Raw genomic sequence first — 22,224 nt, 5'->3', positions numbered from 1 at the left:
GAAAATGAGCAGCTCCTCTATTGACCCTTTACAGGAATCATTGGAAAAGTTTAACGCTATTGCATCTGCCGCCATTCCTTCCTATCCTTTTTTATCGCAGTCAACCATCAAACTATTAAACTACTCCGAAAATGCTACCTATCTTGTAACGAATACAGAAACCGGCGAAAAATATATCCTCCGGGTAGGCCGCCCAGGATACCATACGAAAACAGCGGTGGAAAGCGAACTGGAATGGATCAAATCGATTAACCGGCATTCATCCATTCACGTCTCCTTGCCAATCACGGGCGGAAATGGAGACTATATTCAAGTCGTCAACCATGAAAATATGGCCTATCATTGCACGCTGTTCAGCTTTTTGGAGGGGGAGGCGCCAAACGAGGATCACGAACATGAACTCATCAGCCAATTTGAAATGCTGGGCGCCATCACCGCCCAATTGCATAACCATAGTATCTTAAATTGGGAAGAGTTAAGGAAATTTAAACGGCTGACATGGGATTATGATACGATTCTGGGGCAATCGCCGAAGTGGGGCCGATGGGAGGATGGACTGGCGATTACTCCTGAGCGGAAGGCCTTATTTACGAAAGCTTCGGAGAAAATTAGGCAACGGCTGGAGCGGTTCGGAAAAGCACCGGACCGCTACGGGCTGATTCACTCGGATTTACGGCTCGCCAACCTTTTAGTGGACCAGGGCCAAATCAAGGTGATCGATTTTGATGATTGCGGTTTTGGCTGGTATTTATATGATTTGGCGACGTCGCTAAGCTTTATTGAACACAAGCCCTATGTCCCAAAGCTTGTTGAATCTTGGTTAAAAGGGTATCGAAGCGTCCGCCCGCTCTCCGAGGAAGAGGAACAGGATATCCCAACCTTTATTCTGATGCGGCGGCTTCAGCTGGTTGCCTGGGTTGGCAGCCGTGACAACGAAACAACACGCGAGCTAGGGGGCGGATTTACCGAAGACACTGATGCATTGGTGGAAAAATACTTGCGGGACGGAAAAATTTAAAGCGCTTTCTACAGGTGGTGAAAGTATGGATGCCAATTTGGTAGAGGAGATTACCAGATTAGTTATTTTAAAGCTTAAAGAATATTCGGACCCGGTCGTCAGCGCGCCTATTGACCATGAAGGGCCGGAGTACCCTCCGCTTACGGAAACAGATTTTAAAAAATGGCGGGAAATATCGTTTGCAATCGGAGGCTCAAGTAATCAGCAAACAGCCTCTCATTTGAAACCGCTCTCAGAGGTGGAAATCAAAATTTGGAAGGAACTTTCCGCTTCCTTTCGATTTGGCAGGCTCGAGCACCCTGATGATGAGGAGCCCTCGGCCTATCCTCCGCTTACGGAAGAGGAACTTCGAACCTGGGGGAGTTTGGCGGGAAAGACAGCAGCGAAAAGGTAATTCAAAAATCAGAAAGGAGGGTCCCTATTTTGCAATTGGATGACGATTTGAAATCAATACAGGATATGCGGGAGGCCGTACGGCTGGCTAAGGAAGCTCAAGCAGTATTTCAGACGTATAGCCAGGAACAGGTCGACACCATTGTCAAACAAATGGCGGAGGCCGCCAATCAGGCTTCGGAAAGATTGGCGAGAATGGCAGTGGAAGAAACGGGCATGGGTGTCGTCGAACATAAAAAGATCAAAAACGACCTTGGCTCCATGGGCGTCTATGAATCAATCAAGGATGAAAAAACTGTCGGCATTATTAGGGCGGACCCAAAAAATAAAATCACTGAAATTGCCTATCCGTTTGGGGTCATTGCCGGGATTATCCCAACGACAAACCCCACTTCCACTGCATTTTTTAAAGCGCTTATATCGTTAAAATCTCAAAATGCCATTGTGGTAAGCCCCCATCCTTCGGCGGTGAAATGCACAATCGAGGCACTGAGGGTTTGCCGTGATGCGGCTGTTGAAGCAGGCGCGCCGGAAGGGTTGATTGGCTGGATCAGCAAGCCGACGATGGCGGCAACCACAGAACTGATGCACCATCAGGACATTCAATTAATCCTGGCCACTGGCGGCGGCGGGCTTGTTCGCGCGGCGTACAGTTCCGGGAAACCTGCCTACGGAGTTGGACCGGGCAATGTCCCTGTCTATATCGACCGATCTGCTGATGTAAGAAAAGCGGTCAAAATGATTGTGGACAGCAAGACGTTTGATAATGGGACGATTTGCGCGACCGAGCAGGCCATCGTCGTCCATAAAAACGTAAAGGAAATGGCGATTCGGGAATTGAAAAACACCGGCAGTTACTTTTTAAATGAAACCGAAAAGGGATTGCTTGAAAATGTCATATCCCCGATCAGGGGTAAATTGAATCCGGCGATTGTCGGAAAATCGGCTGAGGAAATTGCAGGAATGGCGGGGATTGCGGTTCCTGCGGGAACGAGATTATTGATTGCTGAAGAAAGCTTGATTGGCAAGGACATTCCGTTCTCGATTGAAAAACTTTCCCCGATTTTTGCTTTGTATACGGCAAGGGACCTTGACGAGGCAAGGCGGCTCTGCCAGGAACTGTTAAACATTGGCGGCAGGGGACATTCCCTTTCGCTCCATACCAATGACGAGGAAGTCGCCCAGGCCTTCGGATTGGAAATGCCCGTTTCGCGTATTCTGGTGAATACGCTGGCATCAATTGGGGCAGCGGGTGCGACCACCGGTTTGACACCCTCGCTGACATTAGGCTGCGGCTCATACGGCGGGAACATTACTGCCGACAACATTACCGCCAGGCATTTGCTTAATATTAAGCGGATTGCGTATGGAATCAAGGACGTTGCCATCCCAAAACCAGCTTATGCTGCACCATCCCATCAAGAGTCTGACGAAAGTATGGACCAAATCGTGGAACAGGTGTTACAGAAAGTGGAAGGAAGCGAAATGAATGTCGATCCCGAAATGATTACCGCATTGGTCAAAAGTGTCATCGAAAAATACCAAACTACGTAAACTGGGCCAATTTTTTTAAAAAATTTAGGAGGAATGATTTATGGCGGTAAATGGAGCACTAGGCATGATTGAAACGAGAGGTTTGGTAGCTTCCTTGGAGGCTGCCGATGCAATGGTAAAAGCGGCAAACGTCAATCTAGTCGGGAAGGTTCATGTCGGCGGCGGAATCGTGACAGTATTGGTGACAGGTGATGTGGGGGCGGTGAAAGCCGCGACAGAAGCGGGCAGTGATGCGGCCCAGCGGGTTGGGGAGCTGCTTTCTGTCCATGTGATTCCTAGACCGCATAATGAACTGCAATTGGTTTTGCCGAAATTGGAAGGATAATAACCTTCGGGGGTGAAAAAGCGAGGGTCATACAAGGATGGAACAAAATATCGAGCGCATTGTCGAGGAAGTGCTGAAGCGGTTGGAAGCGAAGGACGATGAAGAAACGGGTAGGTGAGATGGGTGGCCCAAGCGTTAGGAATGATTGAAACAAGGGGGCTCGCGACCTCCATCGAAGCATTGGATGTCATGGTCAAAACCGCCCATGTTCACCTGGTCAAGCAGTCGATGGTGGATCCCGCCCTTGTGACGGTTTTGGTGGAGGGGGATGTCAGTGCGGTAAAGGCTGCAGTGGAAGCAGGTGCAGAGGCAGCCCGAAACAAAGGGGCCCTGATTGCCTTCAATGTCATCCCGCATCCCGATGGCGAGCTTGCCTGCTTATTCCAATATGATCCGGGTAAGGGAAAACAGGAAAAGACGATTGATGAATCAAAGGTGGAAGATCAAGAAAATGATAAAGGGGAAGGGTGAAAAAATGTCAAAAGCTGGTCTCGCATTGTTTGAACAGAAATCAACCGGTGGAATTGCCCGGCAGATTAGTCCGCTTGATACGATGATTTACTCGGCAGCCAACCCGGGGTTGATGTTTGCCCTCGTTTATATTATGTGGGCACCGTTTCTGTATCCGGGAGCCCATATGGTTTGGGCGATTTTGACTGTGGCACAGATGTTTATTATTGCCGGACTTTATTGGTTATTATCGGTCTCGATGCCTCGCTCGGGCGGTGAGTATATCTATATAAGCCGGATCCTGCATCCGTCGTTGGGGCTGATGGCAAGTTTCATGATTACATTTACTTCCATCTCGTGGACGGGGATTCTATTAAACTGGATCATTAAATGGTCCATCGTCGAGTTCTTTTATTCTATCGCTCTGATTAATGGAAATGACCCATCGTGGCTTGGGCTGGCTGAGTTTTTCAATAGCAATACCATGCATGCGATTATTGGTACGGCTTTCCTTGCGTTCATCTATTTTATCTATTATAAGGGAACAAAGTGGATGGTAAGATTGGCTTATTTAACGCTGACAGCCACTTTGGTAGGCGCTGTTGTCTTTATTGTCGCCAATCTGATTACCGGGCAGGGAACGTTCGCCGCCAATTTCACAGAACTGACCGGATTGAACTATGGGGATGTGATTAACCTCGCTGCTGCGGACGGCTATACGACGAAATTCCTCTTCGGCGCAACCGTGATGGCGGGTTCAACCTATATTATTCTTAATACGCTTGGCTCGACATTTGGGGCGAACCTTGCCGGTGAGGTTCGGAATGTCCAGAAATCCCAGCTGTTGGCCTTGTTTGGGTCACTGGCGATTTTGATGATTGTCTGGACAGTTTTTTATGCCATGTCCTATATCAACTTCGGCGATATCTGGTCCAATAGTTTGTATTATCTTTACAATGCCGGGCATGAAGCCTACCCATTCAAGGGATATGATCCATTTATCACCATCATGATTGGCATCATGACAAAGAGTCCAATTTTTGTGTTCTTAATTGCCATCTGTTTTGCGATTGCCACGTTTGGATCGGCGGCAGGTTTGGGCTTCGGGCCTTCGCGAAATATTGTTGCCTGGTCGTTTGACCGGCTGATTCCGAGCAAATTTATGGAACTCAATAAGAAAACCAATTCACCAACTTATGCATTAAGAACGGTCATCATTGGCGCCTGGTTCTTCCTAATGCTTGATATTTTCATGCCTTCCTGGACGGCCAATATCGCTTACACAATCTTCACTTGGTTCCTAGCCTGGATTTTCTTGGGGATTGCCGGCATCGTGTTCTCCACCCGCAAGAAAATCTTATTTAACTCCTCACCTCCGGTTGTTAAAACAAAGTTTTTAGGCGTTCATCTCATCACCATTCTTGGCTGGTTGACGCTCGCCATCAGTATCTCGATTTGTTACTATCTCCTGATTCCGTTTTTCCGGGGTGATTTGCCATTCACGATGATTGTCGTGTCGCTATGTTTAATGTTTATTCCTATCATTGTCTACTTTGTGATGAAACGGCACCATGCAAAGAAGGGAATCGATCTTGATATTCAATTCCAGGAGATACCTTCTGATTAATGGACTCTTTTAAAAATTGATACAGGGGTGAGGAATGTGAAACTTTTTTTTGCGGCCGACCTGCATGCAGCGGAAACCACCTTTCGGAAGTTTACCAATGCCGGCAAATTCTATAAGGCGGATTTGGTTCTTTTCGGAGGGGATTTCACCGGTAAAATGGTCGTACCCATTGTGCAAAAATCCGGCGTTTATACTTGCCGCTACTATGGTTCGACTGTCAAAGTGAAGAACCCGAAGGAGCTTCCGGACCTGGAGAGGAATTTGCGGGATGCCGGCTTTTATCCTTATCTGGTTACGGAAGATGAGTTGAACTCATTAACCGAAAGTGATGCCGAGCGGATTATTAAGGAGAAGCAGGTTGAGGTTCTCCAGCAGTGGATTGCCATGGCGGATGAACGGTTCCATGCAGCTGGAATTCCGTGCATTTTGATTCCGGGGAGCGTAGATGATTACTACCTTGATGAAATTATCAGCGGCGGAAGCTTCGTCCAAAATGGCGATGGCAAAATTATTGAGGCGGGCGGGTTCGAAATTCTATCGGTAGGCGGGGGGAAACAAAGTGTGTTTAAGTACCCGCGCGAATTGGGCGAGGAAGAACTAGCGGAGAAAATACATCAATTGGCCTCACAGGTGAAGGATATGAATCGTTGCATTTTTAATATTCATATTCCTCCCCATGATACGGACTTGGATCAAGGAACCATGTACGATGATGAGTTAAAGCCGATTCTCGATGGTGATTCCCTGGCCACCGGGCCCGTAGGGAGTAAAGCGGTGCGTGAGGCGATTGAAAAATACCAGCCGTTGCTGTCGCTGCATGGGAATGTTCATGAAAGCCGTGGCGTGACAACATTAGGCAGGACCGTCTGCATCAATGCCGGAACCGACTATGACCAAGGCTTGCTGCGAGGCGCATTAGTGGACATCAGTGATGAGGGAAAGGTATCTTATACGCTAACAGCGGGTTGAGCCAGAGGGCCGGTTCCTTAAGAGGATCCACCGGAAGTCGGCCTACCCGTAGAGAGGGGAGTTGCAGGAATGGAGAGAATTCAGAAGGAGCAGGCTGTACTAACGATGTCGCCAAACCATAAGCCGGTGAAAAAAGTGGCATCAGGAAGTACGGTCATGTTTGAAACGTACGACTGTTTTAGCAACCAAATTCAACGGGAAGACCAGCCGTTCAGTTCAGTGGGCTGGGATCAGATTAACCCGGCAACAGGGCCTCTGTTTGTCGAGGGGGCAGAGCCTGGAGATGTCTTAAAGGTAGAAATCCTGGATATTAAAATTGACCAAAAAGGGGTCATGACCACCACCCCGAAAATGGGAGTGCTCCGCGATTATGTCACAGGGGAAACTACAAAAATTATTCCCATCAAGGACGGGAAAGCCATTTTTAATGATAAAATCCAGATTCCGATTAAACCGATGATCGGTGTGATCGGCACCGCTCCCGGCGGAGAAGAAATTCCGACCGGAACACCGGGTGAGCATGGCGGTAATATGGATTGCAAGCAAATCATTAAAGGTTCATCGCTATATTTGCCGGTTAATGTCCCAGGTGCTCTTCTCTCCATGGGGGATTTGCATGCGGTGATGGCTGACGGGGAAATTGTCATCTGCGGTTTGGAAATTCCAGGAGAAGTAACGGTCAAAGTGGATGTTTTAAAAGGGGAGGCGCTCCCGCTGCCGATGCTTGTCAGTGAAGGGAAACTCATCACGATTGCCTCGGCGGAAACGTTGGACGACGCCGCCAAACAGGCAACGATTAACATGCATCAATTTATCGTTCAGGAGCTAGGAATCGAGACGGATGAGGCGGGTATGCTCTTATCCCTTGTAGGTGACCTAAGGATTTGCCAAATTGTCGACCCGCTCATGACAGCACGGATGGAGTTCCCTCAGTGGATATTGGATCAATACAGCTATAAAATGAAATAGAGGTATGGTTAGGGGCCCAGTCCTATACTGTGTGAAAGCAGTGGGAGTCAGGCCCCTGATTGTTTAGAAGGAGGGTAATGACTTTGGTAAAAAAACGTGCGCGAGACCTTGGTTTGCCGTTCCCTGGGATAACCGGAGAGTTTAATGCCTTAACGGATGTTCCGGGTGTGGAAATTGGATTTACGACCATTATTGAAGGGGAAGGGCCGGTTGTAATCGGGAAAGGTCCAGTCCGTACAGGGGTTACAGCGATATTGCCTCGGGGAAAAAAGGATGGGATGCAGCCGATTTGGGGCGGTTTTTATAGCTTAAACGGCAACGGCGAGATGACCGGAGTGCATTGGGTCAATGATGCCGGTTATTTTCTGAGTCCGATTTGCATCACCAATACCCATTCAGTTGGAATTGCCCATCACGCGACGACAAAATGGATGATCCAACAGTACGGCGAACAATTCAGTCAAGAGCATTTATGGGCGATGCCCGTGATTGCCGAAACCTATGACGGTGTCCTGAATGACATTAACGGGCAGCATGTTTCGGAAGAACATGTCCTTTCAGCCCTAGAAAGTGCAAAATCTGGCCCTGTCGCTGAAGGCAATGTTGGTGGGGGAACCGGCATGATCTGCTACGAATTTAAAGGCGGAACTGGGACATCCTCGCGTATTGTTTCTATCAATGGAAAGCAGCATCATGTCGGTGTGCTCGTCCAAGCAAATTTCGGCTTGCGAGAATGGCTGACCATTTTGGGGGTCCCTGTCGGAAAGCAAATGCCGAAGGAGAAGGTCTTGGAGAAGGAGCAAGGGTCGATTATCGTCATTATTGGAACCGATATTCCGATGCTCCCGCATCAGCTGCGGAGGGTTGCCAAACGCGTGGCCATCGGAATTGGCAGAAGCGGAACTCCTGGAGGAAACAGCTCGGGTGATATCTTTCTGGCTTTTTCCACGGCAAATGAGATGGACATTCCTCAAAAATTACCGGGTAGCCTGAAACTGGAATTCGTCAATGATGAAGTATTTGATCCTATCTACGAAGCTGTTTGCCAAGCTGTTGATGAATCAGTGGTAAACGCCATGCTCGCAGCCGAAACGATGACAACAGTCAAACCATTTGGCCAAAAAGTCCATGCCATCGACCATGAAGAGCTACTGCGGGTCATGAGGCAGTATAATCGGATAGGATAAATGCTGGGGCAGCCACTCAACACTGTTGGCTGCCCTAATGGCTTAAGAAGGAGGGGGGAGTTGCCATTTGCGGCATATTTAACAATTTTGTGAAAATGGATAATTTCCCCTTTTATTCAGCGTCAAAATTCGACTTTTAATGCTATAATTTTAGCAACTTCATTTTTTACTCCATAATGTCTTCGTAACGTGAACTCTTAATTTACTCTATCTGGAATCCCTATCGCAATGAAAAGTTAATAACCAGAAAGGTTGATGCATGACATGAGTAACCAATCAACGCTCGACAAGGTAGTAGAGTTAGTCCAAGCTCATGCGAAAGCAAAAAAGTTCCGGCCGGATTATGATGTATCAGAAGAATTAAAGAGAGAAATGGTGAGCGAGGTTTTTCGGGATTATATGATGTTTGCCTTGGACCGGTATTATGAGGCTTGTCTTCCAATGGTGAATGAGTATGTCGATGAGCATCAACCGCAAAGAAAAAAGCGCTCGAGCTTACTCTATAATTTATTTTGGTTTCGGATGCTGTATGATGCCAGCATAGACCCACATGATAATAGTATCGAAGCGTACATCGAGGAAAACTATCATGAGCTGCATAGAAAGCCATTCATGATCTCCTGGCTCCGGGAATGCGCCAAAGCGGTACCGAAATTCTATTATATTGGCCCAAAATTAAATGACCGGATATTTTTGGCCATTGATATCCTTGAAGAAAAGCCGCTGGATGTGATCGTCTATGATCCAGCTGCCATTCCGCCAAAACAAGGAGAAGTCGCCATGGGAATCCTAATGCCATTGGGCGGCGGCTTATTTTTTCCAATTGTCGATTTCTATCATTTTGATTATCAGGCAAGAGAGGCGATGGGAAGCTGCTTCCATCATCATTACAACAAGAATTTACAAGATTCCAACATGCACGTAGCCTTCATCCACGTCCTGTCAGTCATGCTGCAAATTGAAAGCATGGTGTTTAACGAGAAAAAGGAAAAACCAACTTCAACATAACGTCTTCTTTGATCAATTGGGGAGCATAGGCGATTCATGGCCAGTTGATTATTCGCCCGGGTTGGGCCCTGCTGTCAGTGTTGGTCTTGCCCCATTCTGCAAATCGGCAATCGTCAGGCCAAAATCCATTTGCAGGTGAGGATAATCTTTAAACTCCGGCCAATCCCCGCCCCATGCAAAGCCCAGCGGTTTTGCGATTTCTACGACCTCATCCCAGTCAGCTTTGCCATTTTTATTGCCATCATAGTGCATATCCCAAATAACATCGCCGGAAGCATTCTTCAGTGCAAAATCAACCGCAAGCCCATAATTGTGAAACGACTGTCCGCCTTTTGCATGCGTGACAATCGTACCGCCAGCCGTTCGCCCTTTTTCATATAGTCGATCCTGGTCTGCGGCGCTGCGAAAGCCATCGGTAATCACAACCACGATCCCCTTATCCGCAGCTTGCTTGATTACTTGTTTTATATTTTCCTTCACAACAGGATGAAGTTCAGACGGCAATGGATTACCATTCGGTGTTGAAGAGTGGGAGAATTTATAAAAAAAGAATACTATCGTGGCGATCACCACTAATACAAACACTGTACGTCTAGATTGTTTACGCTTCACACCACATATTCCTCTCATAAATAATTTCATACATTAAGACGAAAAACGTTTGTCCATAGTTTCATATAGTAAATATTATCACAGCCAGGCAAGCGGACCTGGCTGTTGATTTTTAAGAGTATTGGCGACAAAACCGCAGGAAGAACCAGCAAAAGTGTTGCCAATAAGGGTCATTGGCGACAAAACTGCAGGAGGGACCAGCAAAAGTGTCGCCAATAAGGGGCATTGGCGACAAAACCGCAGGAAGAACCAGCAAAAGTGTTGACTCTAATAAGGGTCATTGGCGACAGAACCGCAGGAGAAACCAGTTAAAAGTGTTGCCAATAAGGGTCATTGGCGACAGAACCGCAGGAGTAACCAGTTAAAAGTGTCGCCAATAAGGGTCATTGGCGACAAAATCGCAGGAGGAACCAGTAAAAGTGTCGTCAATAAGGGGCATTGGCGACAGAATTGCAGGAGGAACCAGTAAAAGTGTCGTCAATAAGGGGCATTGTGTATTCGCCTTTTGTTTTTAAGAAGCAGTAGGTTAATATGAAAAAGGAAATAGAATTAGTAAATGAAGGTGAACTCTATGATGAAATATGCGCGGATTTTTCAAGGGACTGCTTTTACTAGCAAGTCTCCCAAAGAGGTAGCGGTTTTAAAAGACCATCTTTTTTGTATAAACGAAAACGGAATAATAGAAAGGGTGGTTGGACCGGAAGAGGCCGATTACCAGCCGTTAGTGGAGGCTTACCAAGGCGGGGGAAACTTTCACCGCCTTGCAGAGGGGCAATATATATTGCCCGGTTTTGTGGATTTGCATGTGCATGCCCCGCAATGGGCTCAGTCCGGAACCGCATTGGATATTCCGCTCTACGATTGGTTAAACACCTATACCTTTCCGATTGAGTCCAAATTTTCGGACTTGGATTTTGCCCAAAAGGTGTATCAGGATGTTGTCAGTACCTTGCTGGCAAACGGGACCACGACGGCCCTCTATTTTGCCACTGTCCATAAACAGGCAAGTTACCTGCTTGCTCAAATCTGTGCAGAAAGCGGGCAGAGAGGTTTAGTCGGAAAAGTGGTGATGGACAACCCTGAGCAAACTCCTGACTATTATCGTGATGCTGATACGCCAACGGCTTTGGCGGATACAGAGGAATTTATTTTAGCCGTAAAAGAACTGTCGAAAACCACAAAACATGGAGTCTACCCGGTTGTCACCCCACGGTTTATACCAAGTTGTACAGATGAGACGTTGAAAGGGCTGGGCGAATTAGCTGCCAAACATGATACATACATTCAATCGCATTGCAGCGAAAGTGACTGGGCCCATGAGTATGTCCAGGAACGTTTCGGCAAAAATGATGCCTTTGCTCTCCATGATTTTGGGTTATTGCGTGACAAGTCTGTTATGGCACATTGCAATTTTTTAAATGAACAAGATGCTGCGTTATTTGCGGAGACAGGAACGGCCATTGCCCATTGCCCAATCTCCAATGCCTACTTTGCTAATAGTGTCATTCCGATTGCCCGCTTTCTTGAAAAAAGAGTCGAGATAGGCTTGGGCAGCGATATTTCTGGCGGATTCTCGCCGAGCTTGTTCGATAATGTCCGCCAGGCAGTCATGTCTTCGAGAATGTTGGAGGATGGCGTGAACCCGGATCTTCCAGCTGAAGACCGCGGTGTCCCAAATTCCCGAATTACGGTGAATGAAGCCTTCTATCTGGCAACAGCCGGAGGCGGAGACAGTTTAAGCCTGCCAATCGGTCGTCTTGAAAAAAATCATGCATGGGATGTCCAGATTATCGATACCGCCCTAAGCACGGCCAAATTACCTCTTTATGATGATCATGAGGACCTTCTTGATGTATTTCAAAAAATGATGTATTTGGTTCGTCCTGAAAATATTCGTGAAGTTTGGGTCCAAGGTGAAAAGGTGCATGCACGCTAGGAGAGCAAGCGTGTTTGCATAAAACAAATGAACAAGCTTAGGTTAAAAAAGCCTTGTCAATTTAAGAGTGGCAAGGCTTTTTTTATGCAAGAATCTCTCCAAAATATGGAATGCTAATAAAATAAGCGACGGGAGGGAATCTGTGTGGGACAGCTAACTTTTGATCCATTCATTCTGGAGATGGCGGAGTTTTTTAAACAACGGGTTTTTGGGAATTTATCTAAGACCATGAATGGAAGCATGCTATACCATTATACGTCCATGGAGACACTCAATAATATTTTGGACCGGGAGCGCTGCTTCTGGATTACGCGTGTCGATTTCATGAATGATTATAAAGAGATTTCTTATGTGAACGACATCGTCCGGAAAGTCATTGATGACCTGAAATACAGTCGTGAGAAGGATACGTTCCTTTCTCTGTTCCGCGAATTTGATACGACTGAGAGCTATTACAAAGCTTTAAACATTTTTGCTTTTTCTTTGACTGAGAATCCGGACTTGCTGCCATTGTGGAACGCATATGGTGCAGATGAAGGCTGCAATATTGGCATTGATGCGCAGAAATTTTTTAGTCAGACCTTCAATTCGCAAATTACCTTTGTTGGAAAGGTCATTTATGCCGAGGAGCAGCAAAAGCGAATTGTCAAAGAAGTAATGGAGAAGCTTTTGCAGCTTGCCAAGGAAACGAGGTTATCAGACGAGAGCTTTTCCAGAGCCATTCTTTTTACATTTGGGACATTGGGCTGCTTTATCAAACATCCTGCTTTTACCTGTGAGGAAGAATTCCGCTCGATTTTCATCCCGAAAGCGGAAGAGCACATACATTTTCGCGTCTCTAGAGGCGCGTTTATACCGTTTATCAAAGTGCCTGTGTATGCGAGGAACGAGGAAACAGGTGAAGATCAACTTCTTGTTCGAAAAATTACGATCGGACCGCGTACCAAATTGGACATCGTTAAATCAGGATTGGAATTTTATCTGTCAGTCAAAAAGTTAGCGGGAATTGAGCTGAGCACATCAAAGGCGCCGTTAAGGTTTTAATAAATTTGAAAAAGAGCGAATAGGCTCAAAGAAGCGTGCAAAGCGTAGTTAAAAATACCAGCCGAATCAGGAATTCCATCATGACCACTGCTCCTTTAAGATTTGACTTTTATAAGCCAAGTATAGCAAGAGATTGTTAACCACTAATGGAATCATTGTAAATTAATTGTCAATTTACTTGGAATCCTTAATGATTTTTTGAGCGAAAACTTGAAGTTGAAAAGGTAGAAGGGATGGTTCCACCTGATGTACAGCAGGAACCATCCCTATGATTATTTTACGTATCTGCGGGCACCGGAAAATTCCTTGATCCAGCCGGAGGCCACGATGTCGTCAATGCGAACGTGGGTAGATGAGTTCGGTGAGTGCAGCATTTTTCCATCGCCGATATAGACTCCGACGTGATGGACGCTGCCTTTGCCCCCATTGTAAGCGTAGAAGACCAGGTCACCCGGTTGAAGGTCATCCCAGGTAACAGGAGTTCCATATCTTGCCTGGACCGAAGAGTCTCTCGGTATGAAAATGCCATTTGCGGCGTGAATCGTGTAAGTAAACCCGGAACAGTCAAATCCGAATCCGGATGTACCGGCCCATAAGTAAGGGAGATTCATGAATTTTTTTCCGGTATTGACAATGTCATCTCCAGTTGGCTCAGGAATATCTTCTTGCGTATTATAGATAGCGACATCCGACTTTTTCAACCACTTCTTGCCATGACTTGGAGTGGCTACCAGTACTTCATTTTCAAATTCATGCATCACTGGAAGGCGGGTGTTGAAACTGATTTCAAGGAATGGTTCTGTCGCATGTTTATCGTTATATAACCAGGCTGTTGGCGATGTTATCAAGGCGAATGGGTGGTCTAGCTGATTTTCGTAACTTGGTTCCTTGGATAATTGGGCAGCCGGCATCCAACCCGGATAGCCTTCCGTATTCTTTGGAGTAAATTGATTGTGAACGGCTACCTTTACCCAATCTCCCTGTCTTTCAAGAACCGTCACAGGGGATCCATATAGGGCTTGTGTCTCTAATTTGCCGACAAGGCCAATCTTATCCTGATAAGTCATAGTGGAAGTCCACTTTCTCGGATCGGCCGGATTAGTGGTAGATGGCTCATCTACTTCTCTAGTAATATTGGGTTTTGACCAAACAGTTGCGACATTAACGTCTATGTAGTACGTATCAGCCCCTTTGTCCTGTGAAATGTTGACAGCAGAGTCCGTTGCTGTTGTCCAGCCCGATGTTAAAAGCAGTACACTGGCCAGAAGTAGTACAAATGCCAATCTTAATTTCAATGCAATCATCCTCTCTTTTTTTATTAGTCCTTAAGCCAACTATAATTGCAAGCGCTTTCACCAACATCCGCCAGATTTACCAATTTTATGAAGTGGATGCAGTTCTTTTGAATCATTTGGTAGCTGCTTAGCAGATTGAAAGATTGATAAACTAGGAGGCGGCAAGAAGAAGTGGAATCTTAGAAAATGCCTAATAGAAACAGCTATTGCAGGAAATAAAAACTGGCTCTCTTATGATTCTTTCTCCTTTGTGGTAAAATCGTTATATTAAATGCAGCAGAGAATCATCCACTGCTTCACCCTCGAGGAAGGAGCAATCCACTTGAACATAGAGTTAAATCATAAAATCATAACTGAAATGTGTGGTTCCGTCTCCTTCAAAAGAGGAGATTATTTTTATCGGACAAATAAAGTAACTTTTGAAAAATATAGCTCCAACTATTGGCAGGCGACTGTTGATGGTGATGAGGCTTTTCTTGTAGCAATCGAAACAGATGAGAACGGCAAAATTCGGGCGAAATGCAGCTGCCCGAAACTTACTTCTTTTAAAAAGGAATGTCAGCATGTTGCGGCTGTTTTACTTGCGATTTATGACCGCGGGCAACCTCGTCAGGAGCTGGCCGAAGGCTTGCTGACAATCTTCGACGAAAAGCCAATTCGCAACAGCGGCCACCAACGTCATTTTGAAAAAAGAACCGTGTTGGATGTGGGGTTAATCTGTAAACCCGTTGAAATTGGGAATGGGCAGTACATTATTGGTATTGAAATCGCCAAAGTGTACGACATCCGCGCATTTTTGGAACAGGTAAGAGACGGACGTTCGTTCCCGTTTCCTTACGACCCAAGCCTGCATTGTTTTCAGCAAGAGACCGATAGTGTCATCCAAGAACTCATCCATGTGATGCGTGATGAGCATGTTTTTGGCAAGCCTGAAGGAAACATGGACAAGAAAATACTGCCCATACCTTCGACTTCATGGGAACGGATACTGCCCTTACTTTTAAAAACACCAAACGTAAGGATTGAGCATGGAGGGCAATTATATGAGGGTTTGAGCTTGTCCGAAGGCGTTCTGCCCTTGCAGTTTGATTTTTCGAAAAAAGAATTGGTGATTACCGGTCTTGGGCGCTTGATCATCCTTGATTCCTATCGGTCAGTTCTTTATGCTGGAAAAATAAACCAATTAGAGGACCAAGACTATAAACGACTGCTGGAACTGAAGAAGATGCTCGCGGCAGCCGGAAGGAACGAAATTCCTATCCCGCCAAGCCAATTGCTGATTTTTATTGAAAAAATCGCGCCAGGTCTAAAAAGGCTGGGGCAGGTGAACATTGATGAGCAATTAAGGGAGCAGCTAAAGCCTGCCCCACTTGTGGCTAAGCTCTATCTCGACCGAGTGAAAAATCGCCTGCTCGCCGGCCTGGAATTCCACTATCAACATGTGATAATTAATCCATTGGAAGGACGGGAATTTCCGGCGGGCGTCATGGTGATGAGGGATGCGGCGAAGGAACAGCAAATTCTCGAAATCATGGATGAAAGTTCGTTTGCTAAGACCGATGGGGGCTACTTTTTGCAAAATGAAGAACTAGAATATGAGTTTCTGGTTCATGTTGTGCCAAAGCTGCAGAAGCTCGTGCAAATTTACGCCACAACCGCGGTCAGGAATCGAATTGTTCTTAAAGATGTTTTTCCGAAGATTAGAGTCAAGGTTAGAAAAGAGCGGACGAATTGGCTGGATTTCAAGTTTGAAATGAAGGGCATTTCCAATGAGGAAATCCGTGAGGTCCTGGCGGCGTTAGAGGAAAAGCGAAAGTATTACCGGCTTCCGAATGGCTCGTTGCTGTCGCTCCAGACGAGGGAATTCGAGGAGATCCAGCGGTATCTTAAGTCGCCGCTGTTACAGGATCAGGATTTGGCCGACGGATTGGCGCTGCCTGTCGAGAAATGCTTGCAGCTTCTTGATACGGTAGAGGTAAGTGATGCATTCAAACTGGAGGAATCGTTCCGTCAGTTTATGGACGAGCTGCGAAACCCCGGCAGGTTGGAGTTTGCGGTTCCTTCAGGTTTGGAGCCGATTCTGAAAGAGTATCAAAAGGTTGGATTCAAGTGGATGAAAACTCTGGCGTATTACGGATTTGGCGGGATTTTGGCAGATGATATGGGCTTGGGGAAAACGATCCAAAGTATCGCGTATATCGTTTCGGTTGTTGGTGAAGTCCGGGATGGCAAGCTGCCGGTGTTGGTGGTTTGTCCATCATCGGTGGTGTATAACTGGCTGAGTGAACTTGGGAAGTTTGCTCCGGACTTGCGGGCTGTTGTCATTGACGGAAGCAAGGATAAACGGTCGGAGCTTTTGGCCGATTTGGATGATGTTGATGTGCTGATTACCTCCTATCCGCTACTGCGCGGGGATATTAAATGGTTTGAAAAACAGACCTTTCATACAGTGTTCTTTGATGAGGCTCAAGCGTTCAAGAATCCGGTGACGCAAACGGCTAGGGCGGTTAAGAAACTCCAGGCGGGGCATCGGTTTGCATTAACCGGCACGCCCGTTGAGAATTCGGCGGAGGAGTTGTGGTCGATTTTTCATGTTGTCTTTCCGGAGTTATTCCTCGGGCTAAAGGAATTTAGCAGGCTTTCGAGGAAGAAGATTGCCCGTAGAATCCGGCCGTTCTTCTTGCGGAGGGTGAAGGAGGATGTGTTGGCCGAGCTGCCGGAAAAACGGGAGTTCCTCGAAACCGTCGAGCTGTATCCTGAACAAAAGAAGCTTTATGCTGCCTATTTGGCGAAACTGCGCCATGACACACTAAAGCATTTGGACAAAGATACCATCCGAAAAAATCGCATCAGAATCTTGGCGGGATTGACGCGACTGCGGCAGATTTGCTGCCACCCTGGTTTGTTTGTCGATGGCTATGATGGCGGTTCAACAAAATTTACGCAGTTGATGGAGATCCTGGATGAATCCCGGCTGTCAGGCCGGCGCGTACTGATCTTTTCGCAGTTTACGAAAATGCTTGAGATCATCGGGAGGACCTTAACGGCAAAGGGCCAGGCTTATTTTTACCTTGATGGCAGCACACCCTCTGAGGAACGAGTTGAGATTTGCGACCGGTTCAACCACGGAGAACGTGATTTATTTTTGATTTCCTTAAAGGCCGGCGGAACGGGCTTGAACTTGATGGGAGCCGACACGGTTATTTTGTATGACACCTGGTGGAATCCTGCGGTCGAGGAACAAGCAGCCGACCGCGCCCACCGTATGGGCCAGAAGAATGTCGTACAGGTCATTAAGCTGGTCGCCCGCGGAACCATCGAAGAAAAAATGAATGAGCTGCAGGACAAGAAGCGGCATCTAGTCGAGGATATCCTTGATTCCGATGAAAAAGTGTTGGGAGTTTTGACAGAAGAGGATATTCGGGAGATTTTGATGGTGTAGGGGAATGGGGGCTCCACTTCAGAAATGCCTAAATTGTTGTTGGCACTAGAATAACCTGAAAAATAATAAAGAAGTGTCGTCAAAAAGGCGCCTTGAGGACAAAACACCTTGAAAAAAAAGTCAAGTTGTCCTCAAGTTTTTTTCTCATAAGCTCTGTATTGCTGAATGTTGATTTCACTGTGTTTGATAAATAAGCGGAGGAATTCCGCTTATTTAGGGAAATACCTATATTTCCCTAAAAATAAGGGTAGTTTTTCCGCTTATATCATCTAAATCATTGAATTTAGTCTAATTTAGAGCAGATAACCGGAATATCTCCGCTTATTTCAGCCTTTTAAGCCTCAACTATATACATTAACCGGAAATTCTCCGTTTATGAATTCCCATACCTACCCGAGAGACAACAATGAATAATAACTGAGCCTTCTCACTTTAAGATAAAGCCGAAAACGCCTCCCCAGTTACTTTTTCCACAATCATCGAACGGCCCAGCTTCTCCTTTTCCTTAAACACAATGATATTCGTAAATTCAGCATAAAGTAGGGCACCTTTTGAAAATTGATCCAATGCACGATATTGATCCAAAGCTACTTCCACTTCAAAAAAATCATTCGTATCCAGTCGTCTTAGAACCGCCCGGACAGTTGAACCAACAGCGTGTACATGGGAAACTTCGGCCGCAACACTGTATCTCTTGGGAATTTTACTCAACAGGATCTCATGCGGCCTAATGTAACCGACTGCTTCTTCCTTATCACTTCCATTTGACAGGGCAGCGCCGCGGAATTCGTTGACCCGGCCTAAAAAGCTATACACAAAGGCATTTGCCGGTTTTTCATACACATCCTGAGGTGAGCCAATTTGTTCAATCCGTCCATGATTCATGACCACCACAGTATCCGCCATCTCAAGTGCTTCCTCTTGATCATGGGTAACAAACACAGTGGTAATGTTAAGCTTTTGATGGATTTCCCTTAACCAGTGCCGCAGCTCCTGGCGAACCTTAGCATCGAGTGCGCCGAATGGTTCATCCAGAAGCAGCACCTCCGGCTCAACCGCCAATGCCCGCGCCAAGGCAATTCGCTGCCGCTGTCCGCCTGAAAGCTGGGATGGATAGCGGTCGGCAACATGCTCCAATTGAACCAGCTTTAATAATTCGAATACTTTTTCCTGGATTTCCTTTTTCGAAGGGCGCCATTTCCGTGGCTTCACCTTCATCCCAAATGCGACATTTTCAAAAATCGTCATATGCTTAAACAGGGCATAATGCTGAAACACGAAGCCAACCTTGCGCTCTTTCACTGTTTTAGCAGTATAATCGACCTCATTGAAAAAAATCTTCCCTTTATCCAATCCTTCCAATCCGGCAATCATCCTTAACAAGGTGGTTTTGCCCGAGCCGGATGGCCCCAGTAATGCCACAAAGTCCCCGGTTGGAATTTTAAGGTTAATATCTTGAACGGCTGCTTGGGTGCCAAATACTTTGGTGACCCCATTGAGTGTAATCCCCATTTCCATCATCTCTCCCCATGATTATTTCTCTTTGTCTTCCATTCCACGATGCTTTTAAAAACAAGAGTAACAATAGCCAACAGCGCAAGCAGGGACGCCACGGCAAAGGCGGCCGAAAAATTGTACTCGTTATACAAGATTTCAACATGAAGTGGGACGGTGTTCGTTAGTCCGCGGATGTGACCGGACACAACCGAAACGGCACCGAACTCGCCCATGGCTCGGGCATTGCATAGAATGATGCCGTACAAAAGCCCCCACTTAATATTGGGCAGCGTTACCCGAAAAAACATCTGCAACCCGCTGGCACCGAGGGTCAGGGCGGCTTGCTCCTCCTCGGAACCTTGTTCCTGCATAATCGGGATTAACTCGCGGACCACAAATGGGAACGTGATAAAGAGGGTGGCAATAACAATTCCTGGTACCGCAAATATGATTTTCATATTGTTCGCTTCCAAAAACGGCCCAAGCACACCACTTGTTCCGAACAAAAGCACGAATACGAGACCGGCAATAACCGGAGACACCGCGAACGGGATATCAATTAAGGTAATCAAAATATTTTTCCCTTTAAAATTGAATTTCGTAATGCCCCATGCGGCTATGACCCCGAACAGCGTATTCACGGGTACGGCAATCAAGGCGGTAAGCAGGGTTAATTTGATTGCCGCCAATGCATCGGGTTCTATAATCGCCGCGAAGTATAGCCCGATTCCTTTTTTCAAGGCTTCCGAGAAAACGGCGAGCAGCGGAATGAAAATAAAGATGCCCAAAAAACTGAGGGCCACGCCAATCAACAGCCATTTCCTGATGGGAGCCAGCTTAAAGCTGCTGGCTCTTGTACTTGTTACTTCAACAAGATTACTAGTTTCCATGTGTGCAAAACCCCTCTAGGTCATTTGGTGTTTTTTCGCTGTCTTCCATTGCCAAAAATTTATTAAGAATAAGAGAATGAATGAGAAGATGAGCATAACCGCGGCAATAGCAGCAGCGCCGCCGTAGTTGTATTGCTCCAATTTTGTAATGATGAGCAGGGGGACGATTTCCGTTTTCATTGGCATATTGCCTGATATGAACACGACCGAACCGTATTCCCCCAATGCCCTGGCAAAGGCAAGGGCAAAGCCGGTTAAGATTGCCGGAAAAATCGCCGGAAAAATAACTTTGAAAAAAATCTGTCCCGAATGAGCACCAAGGGTTGCGGCGGCTTCTTCATATTGCTGATCCAGGTCCTGCAATACCGGCTGTACGGAACGGACGACAAAGGGGAGGCCGATAAACGTCAGTGCAATCATAATCCCGTACTGGGTGTAGGAAATCTTGATCCCCAGTTGGGCAAAATATTGCCCGAGCCAGCCGTTAGGCGCATAAATCGTCGTTAGGGCAATGCCGGCAACGGCTGTTGGCATGGCGAATGGCAAATCCACCAGCGCGTCAACGAACTTTTTACCAAAGAAGTTGTATCGCACCAATACCCAGGCAATGAGTGTTCCGAATATCGCATTCACAAGAGCGGCGATAAAGGAGGTGTAGAACGTTATTTTATAGGAAGCTACGACTCTTTCATCGGTTACAGTCTCCCATAATTCCGCCCAGCTGATGGTGGTTGCTTTTAAAAATAACACGGCAATTGGGATGAGGATCATCAGGCTTAAGTAGATGACGGTATATCCCATCGATAGCCCGAAACCTGGCAGCACTCGGTGGTGTTTGGATTGTTTAAACACGTGCAAGCCTCTCCATTCTAAATGTTTTCATTTATTGGCGCAGTCGAGGTTCGAGAAAGAGCCGCCGACTACGCCAATCCCTCCTATTAGACAAAATCCTCCTAAACTAAGGCTTATAAATCTGATCAAATATTCCCCCGTCATCAAAATGGATTTTTTGCGCTTTCTTCCATCCACCAAACACTTCATCGATGGTAAATAGCTTGATATCTGGAAACTGATCGGCATATTTGGCAGCTATATCCTCGTTCCGTGGGCGATAATAGTTTTTCGCGGCAATTTCCTGTCCTGCTTTACTATACAAATAGTCAAGATAAGCTTTGGCCACTTCTTCTGTTCCGTGTTTTTTTACAATACTGTCCACAACGGTTACAGGAGGCTCTGCCAAAATGCTGACGGATGGATTGACGATTTCAAATTTGTCCTTGCCAAGCTCGTTGATCGCGAGATAGGCCTCATTTTCCCAGGCAATCAAAACATCGCCGATGCCTCTTTCCACAAAGGTCGTCGTCGAACCGCGGGCACCCGAATCCAATACTGGAACGTTTTTAAACAGTTTTTCCACAAATTCTTTTGCCTTTTGTTCGTCACCGTTGCTTTGCTGGAGGGCATAGCCCCAGGCCGCCAAGTAATTCCATCTCGCCCCGCCGGAGGTTTTCGGATTTGGTGTAATCACGGACACATCTTTTTTCACTAGATCATCCCAATCCTTGATATTTTTTGGATTGCCTTTCCGGACCAGGAAGACGATGGTGGACGTATACGGTGAACTGTTGTCTGCGAGTCGCTCCTGCCATTTTTCATCCAGCTTGCCGGCATCGGCAATCGCATCGATATCATAGGCAAGGGCAAGTGTGACGATATCTGCCTCCAAGCCATCGATAACCGACCGAGACTGCTTGCCGGAGCCGCCATGAGATTGGTTAATCGTCACCTTTTGGCCTGTTTCTTTTTCCCAGTAGGCGGCAAAGCTTTTGTTAAATTCCTCATATAATTCTCGGGTTGGGTCATAGGAAACGTTTAATAATGTAACGGGTTCTTTTTTGTTCGCAGCTGCTTTTTTTGACGGTTCCGTGGAACTTTGGCTGGAGCATGCGGCCACCCCGGTTAATAATAAAATTGAAAAAAGTGTTATCCAGAATTTTTTTAGCATATT

20 protein-coding genes are annotated in these 22,224 nt (G+C 46.4%); 14 read left to right on the top strand and 6 right to left on the bottom strand.

Annotated elements, in window-relative coordinates:
- Positions 1 to 4 precede the first annotated feature (4 nt).
- The 10 genes from AR334_RS06290 to AR334_RS06245 all read left to right on the top strand — a co-directional run bounded on the left by AR334_RS06290 (position 5) and on the right by AR334_RS06245 (position 9,500).
- Positions 5 to 1,018 (top strand): phosphotransferase enzyme family protein, encoded by a 1,014-nt coding sequence (locus AR334_RS06290; protein ID WP_066306961.1) that lies wholly within the window; start codon positions 5 to 7, stop codon positions 1,016 to 1,018.
- A gap of 25 nt (positions 1,019 to 1,043) precedes the next feature.
- Positions 1,044 to 1,412 carry a hypothetical protein gene (locus AR334_RS06285; RefSeq protein ID WP_066306956.1) on the top strand — a complete coding sequence of 123 codons (369 nt, stop codon included), beginning with the start codon at positions 1,044 to 1,046 and terminating at the stop codon, positions 1,410 to 1,412.
- Between the two features lie 29 nt (positions 1,413 to 1,441).
- A complete protein-coding gene (locus AR334_RS06280; protein WP_066306953.1) occupies positions 1,442 to 2,965 on the top strand; it encodes an aldehyde dehydrogenase family protein in 1,524 nt (507 codons plus the stop codon).
- A gap of 40 nt (positions 2,966 to 3,005) precedes the next feature.
- Complete coding sequence (locus AR334_RS06275; protein ID WP_066306949.1) at positions 3,006 to 3,290, top strand: BMC domain-containing protein; 285 nt, start codon at positions 3,006 to 3,008, stop codon at positions 3,288 to 3,290.
- A gap of 123 nt (positions 3,291 to 3,413) precedes the next feature.
- Positions 3,414 to 3,761, top strand: a complete 348-nt coding sequence (locus AR334_RS06270) for a BMC domain-containing protein (protein WP_066306947.1) — start codon at positions 3,414 to 3,416, stop codon at positions 3,759 to 3,761.
- Between the two features lie 4 nt (positions 3,762 to 3,765).
- Entirely contained in the window at positions 3,766 to 5,367 is a 1,602-nt protein-coding gene (locus AR334_RS06265; protein ID WP_172799165.1) for an APC family permease, read from the top strand.
- Between the two features lie 36 nt (positions 5,368 to 5,403).
- On the top strand, positions 5,404 to 6,336 hold the full coding sequence (locus tag AR334_RS06260; RefSeq protein WP_066306943.1) for a hypothetical protein: 933 nt from the start codon (positions 5,404 to 5,406) through the stop codon (positions 6,334 to 6,336).
- Positions 6,337 to 6,405: 69 nt separating this feature from the next.
- Positions 6,406 to 7,305 (top strand): acetamidase/formamidase family protein, encoded by a 900-nt coding sequence (locus AR334_RS06255; protein ID WP_066306941.1) that lies wholly within the window; start codon positions 6,406 to 6,408, stop codon positions 7,303 to 7,305.
- Between the two features lie 83 nt (positions 7,306 to 7,388).
- Positions 7,389 to 8,492 (top strand): P1 family peptidase, encoded by a 1,104-nt coding sequence (locus AR334_RS06250; protein WP_066306939.1) that lies wholly within the window; start codon positions 7,389 to 7,391, stop codon positions 8,490 to 8,492.
- A 264-nt stretch (positions 8,493 to 8,756) separates the two neighbouring features.
- Positions 8,757 to 9,500, top strand: coding sequence for a hypothetical protein (locus AR334_RS06245; RefSeq protein ID WP_066306936.1), 744 nt, complete (start codon positions 8,757 to 8,759; stop codon positions 9,498 to 9,500).
- 48 nt (positions 9,501 to 9,548) lie between these two features.
- Here AR334_RS06245 and AR334_RS06240 read toward each other — a convergent pair whose 3' ends face one another.
- The gene (locus AR334_RS06240; protein ID WP_301337154.1) at positions 9,549 to 10,058 is read right to left on the bottom strand and encodes a M15 family metallopeptidase; all 510 of its coding nucleotides are present in this window, start codon (positions 10,056 to 10,058) and stop codon (positions 9,549 to 9,551) included.
- A gap of 260 nt (positions 10,059 to 10,318) precedes the next feature.
- Here AR334_RS06240 and AR334_RS29405 point away from each other — a divergent pair, with 260 nt between their 5' ends.
- The 3 genes from AR334_RS29405 to AR334_RS06230 all read left to right on the top strand — a co-directional run bounded on the left by AR334_RS29405 (position 10,319) and on the right by AR334_RS06230 (position 13,092).
- Positions 10,319 to 10,477, top strand: a complete 159-nt coding sequence (locus tag AR334_RS29405) for a hypothetical protein (protein ID WP_156431189.1) — start codon at positions 10,319 to 10,321, stop codon at positions 10,475 to 10,477.
- A gap of 206 nt (positions 10,478 to 10,683) precedes the next feature.
- Entirely contained in the window at positions 10,684 to 12,048 is a 1,365-nt protein-coding gene (guaD, locus tag AR334_RS06235) for a guanine deaminase (protein WP_066306931.1), read from the top strand.
- 144 nt (positions 12,049 to 12,192) lie between these two features.
- Entirely contained in the window at positions 12,193 to 13,092 is a 900-nt protein-coding gene (locus AR334_RS06230) for a DUF2971 domain-containing protein (protein ID WP_066306930.1), read from the top strand.
- A gap of 272 nt (positions 13,093 to 13,364) precedes the next feature.
- Here AR334_RS06230 and AR334_RS06225 read toward each other — a convergent pair whose 3' ends face one another.
- The gene (locus tag AR334_RS06225; RefSeq protein WP_253701193.1) at positions 13,365 to 14,387 is read right to left on the bottom strand and encodes a C40 family peptidase; all 1,023 of its coding nucleotides are present in this window, start codon (positions 14,385 to 14,387) and stop codon (positions 13,365 to 13,367) included.
- A gap of 322 nt (positions 14,388 to 14,709) precedes the next feature.
- Here AR334_RS06225 and AR334_RS06220 point away from each other — a divergent pair, with 322 nt between their 5' ends.
- On the top strand, positions 14,710 to 17,829 hold the full coding sequence (locus tag AR334_RS06220; RefSeq protein ID WP_066306926.1) for a DEAD/DEAH box helicase: 3,120 nt from the start codon (positions 14,710 to 14,712) through the stop codon (positions 17,827 to 17,829).
- Between the two features lie 432 nt (positions 17,830 to 18,261).
- On the opposite strand, the gene AR334_RS06215 is transcribed toward AR334_RS06220, so the two are convergent.
- The 4 genes from AR334_RS06215 to AR334_RS06200 form a co-directional block, all read right to left on the bottom strand.
- On the bottom strand, positions 18,262 to 19,341 hold the full coding sequence (locus AR334_RS06215) for a sulfate/molybdate ABC transporter ATP-binding protein (protein WP_066307704.1): 1,080 nt from the start codon (positions 19,339 to 19,341) through the stop codon (positions 18,262 to 18,264).
- Positions 19,342 to 19,346: 5 nt separating this feature from the next.
- A complete protein-coding gene (gene cysW, locus AR334_RS06210) occupies positions 19,347 to 20,216 on the bottom strand; it encodes a sulfate ABC transporter permease subunit CysW (protein ID WP_066306921.1) in 870 nt (289 codons plus the stop codon).
- Positions 20,217 to 20,231: 15 nt separating this feature from the next.
- Complete coding sequence (gene cysT / locus AR334_RS06205) at positions 20,232 to 21,068, bottom strand: sulfate ABC transporter permease subunit CysT (protein ID WP_066306920.1); 837 nt, start codon at positions 21,066 to 21,068, stop codon at positions 20,232 to 20,234.
- Between the two features lie 106 nt (positions 21,069 to 21,174).
- Entirely contained in the window at positions 21,175 to 22,221 is a 1,047-nt protein-coding gene (locus tag AR334_RS06200; protein ID WP_066306917.1) for a sulfate ABC transporter substrate-binding protein, read from the bottom strand.
- Positions 22,222 to 22,224: the final 3 nt, after the last annotated feature.

Origin of the sequence: Bacillus sp. FJAT-29814 (assembly GCF_001510715.1) — a bacterium.
Taxonomy (GTDB): domain Bacteria; phylum Bacillota; class Bacilli; order Bacillales; family Cytobacillaceae; genus Neobacillus.
Note: the sequence above shows the minus strand (reverse complement) of the source record. Positions and strands in the feature narration are given on the sequence as shown.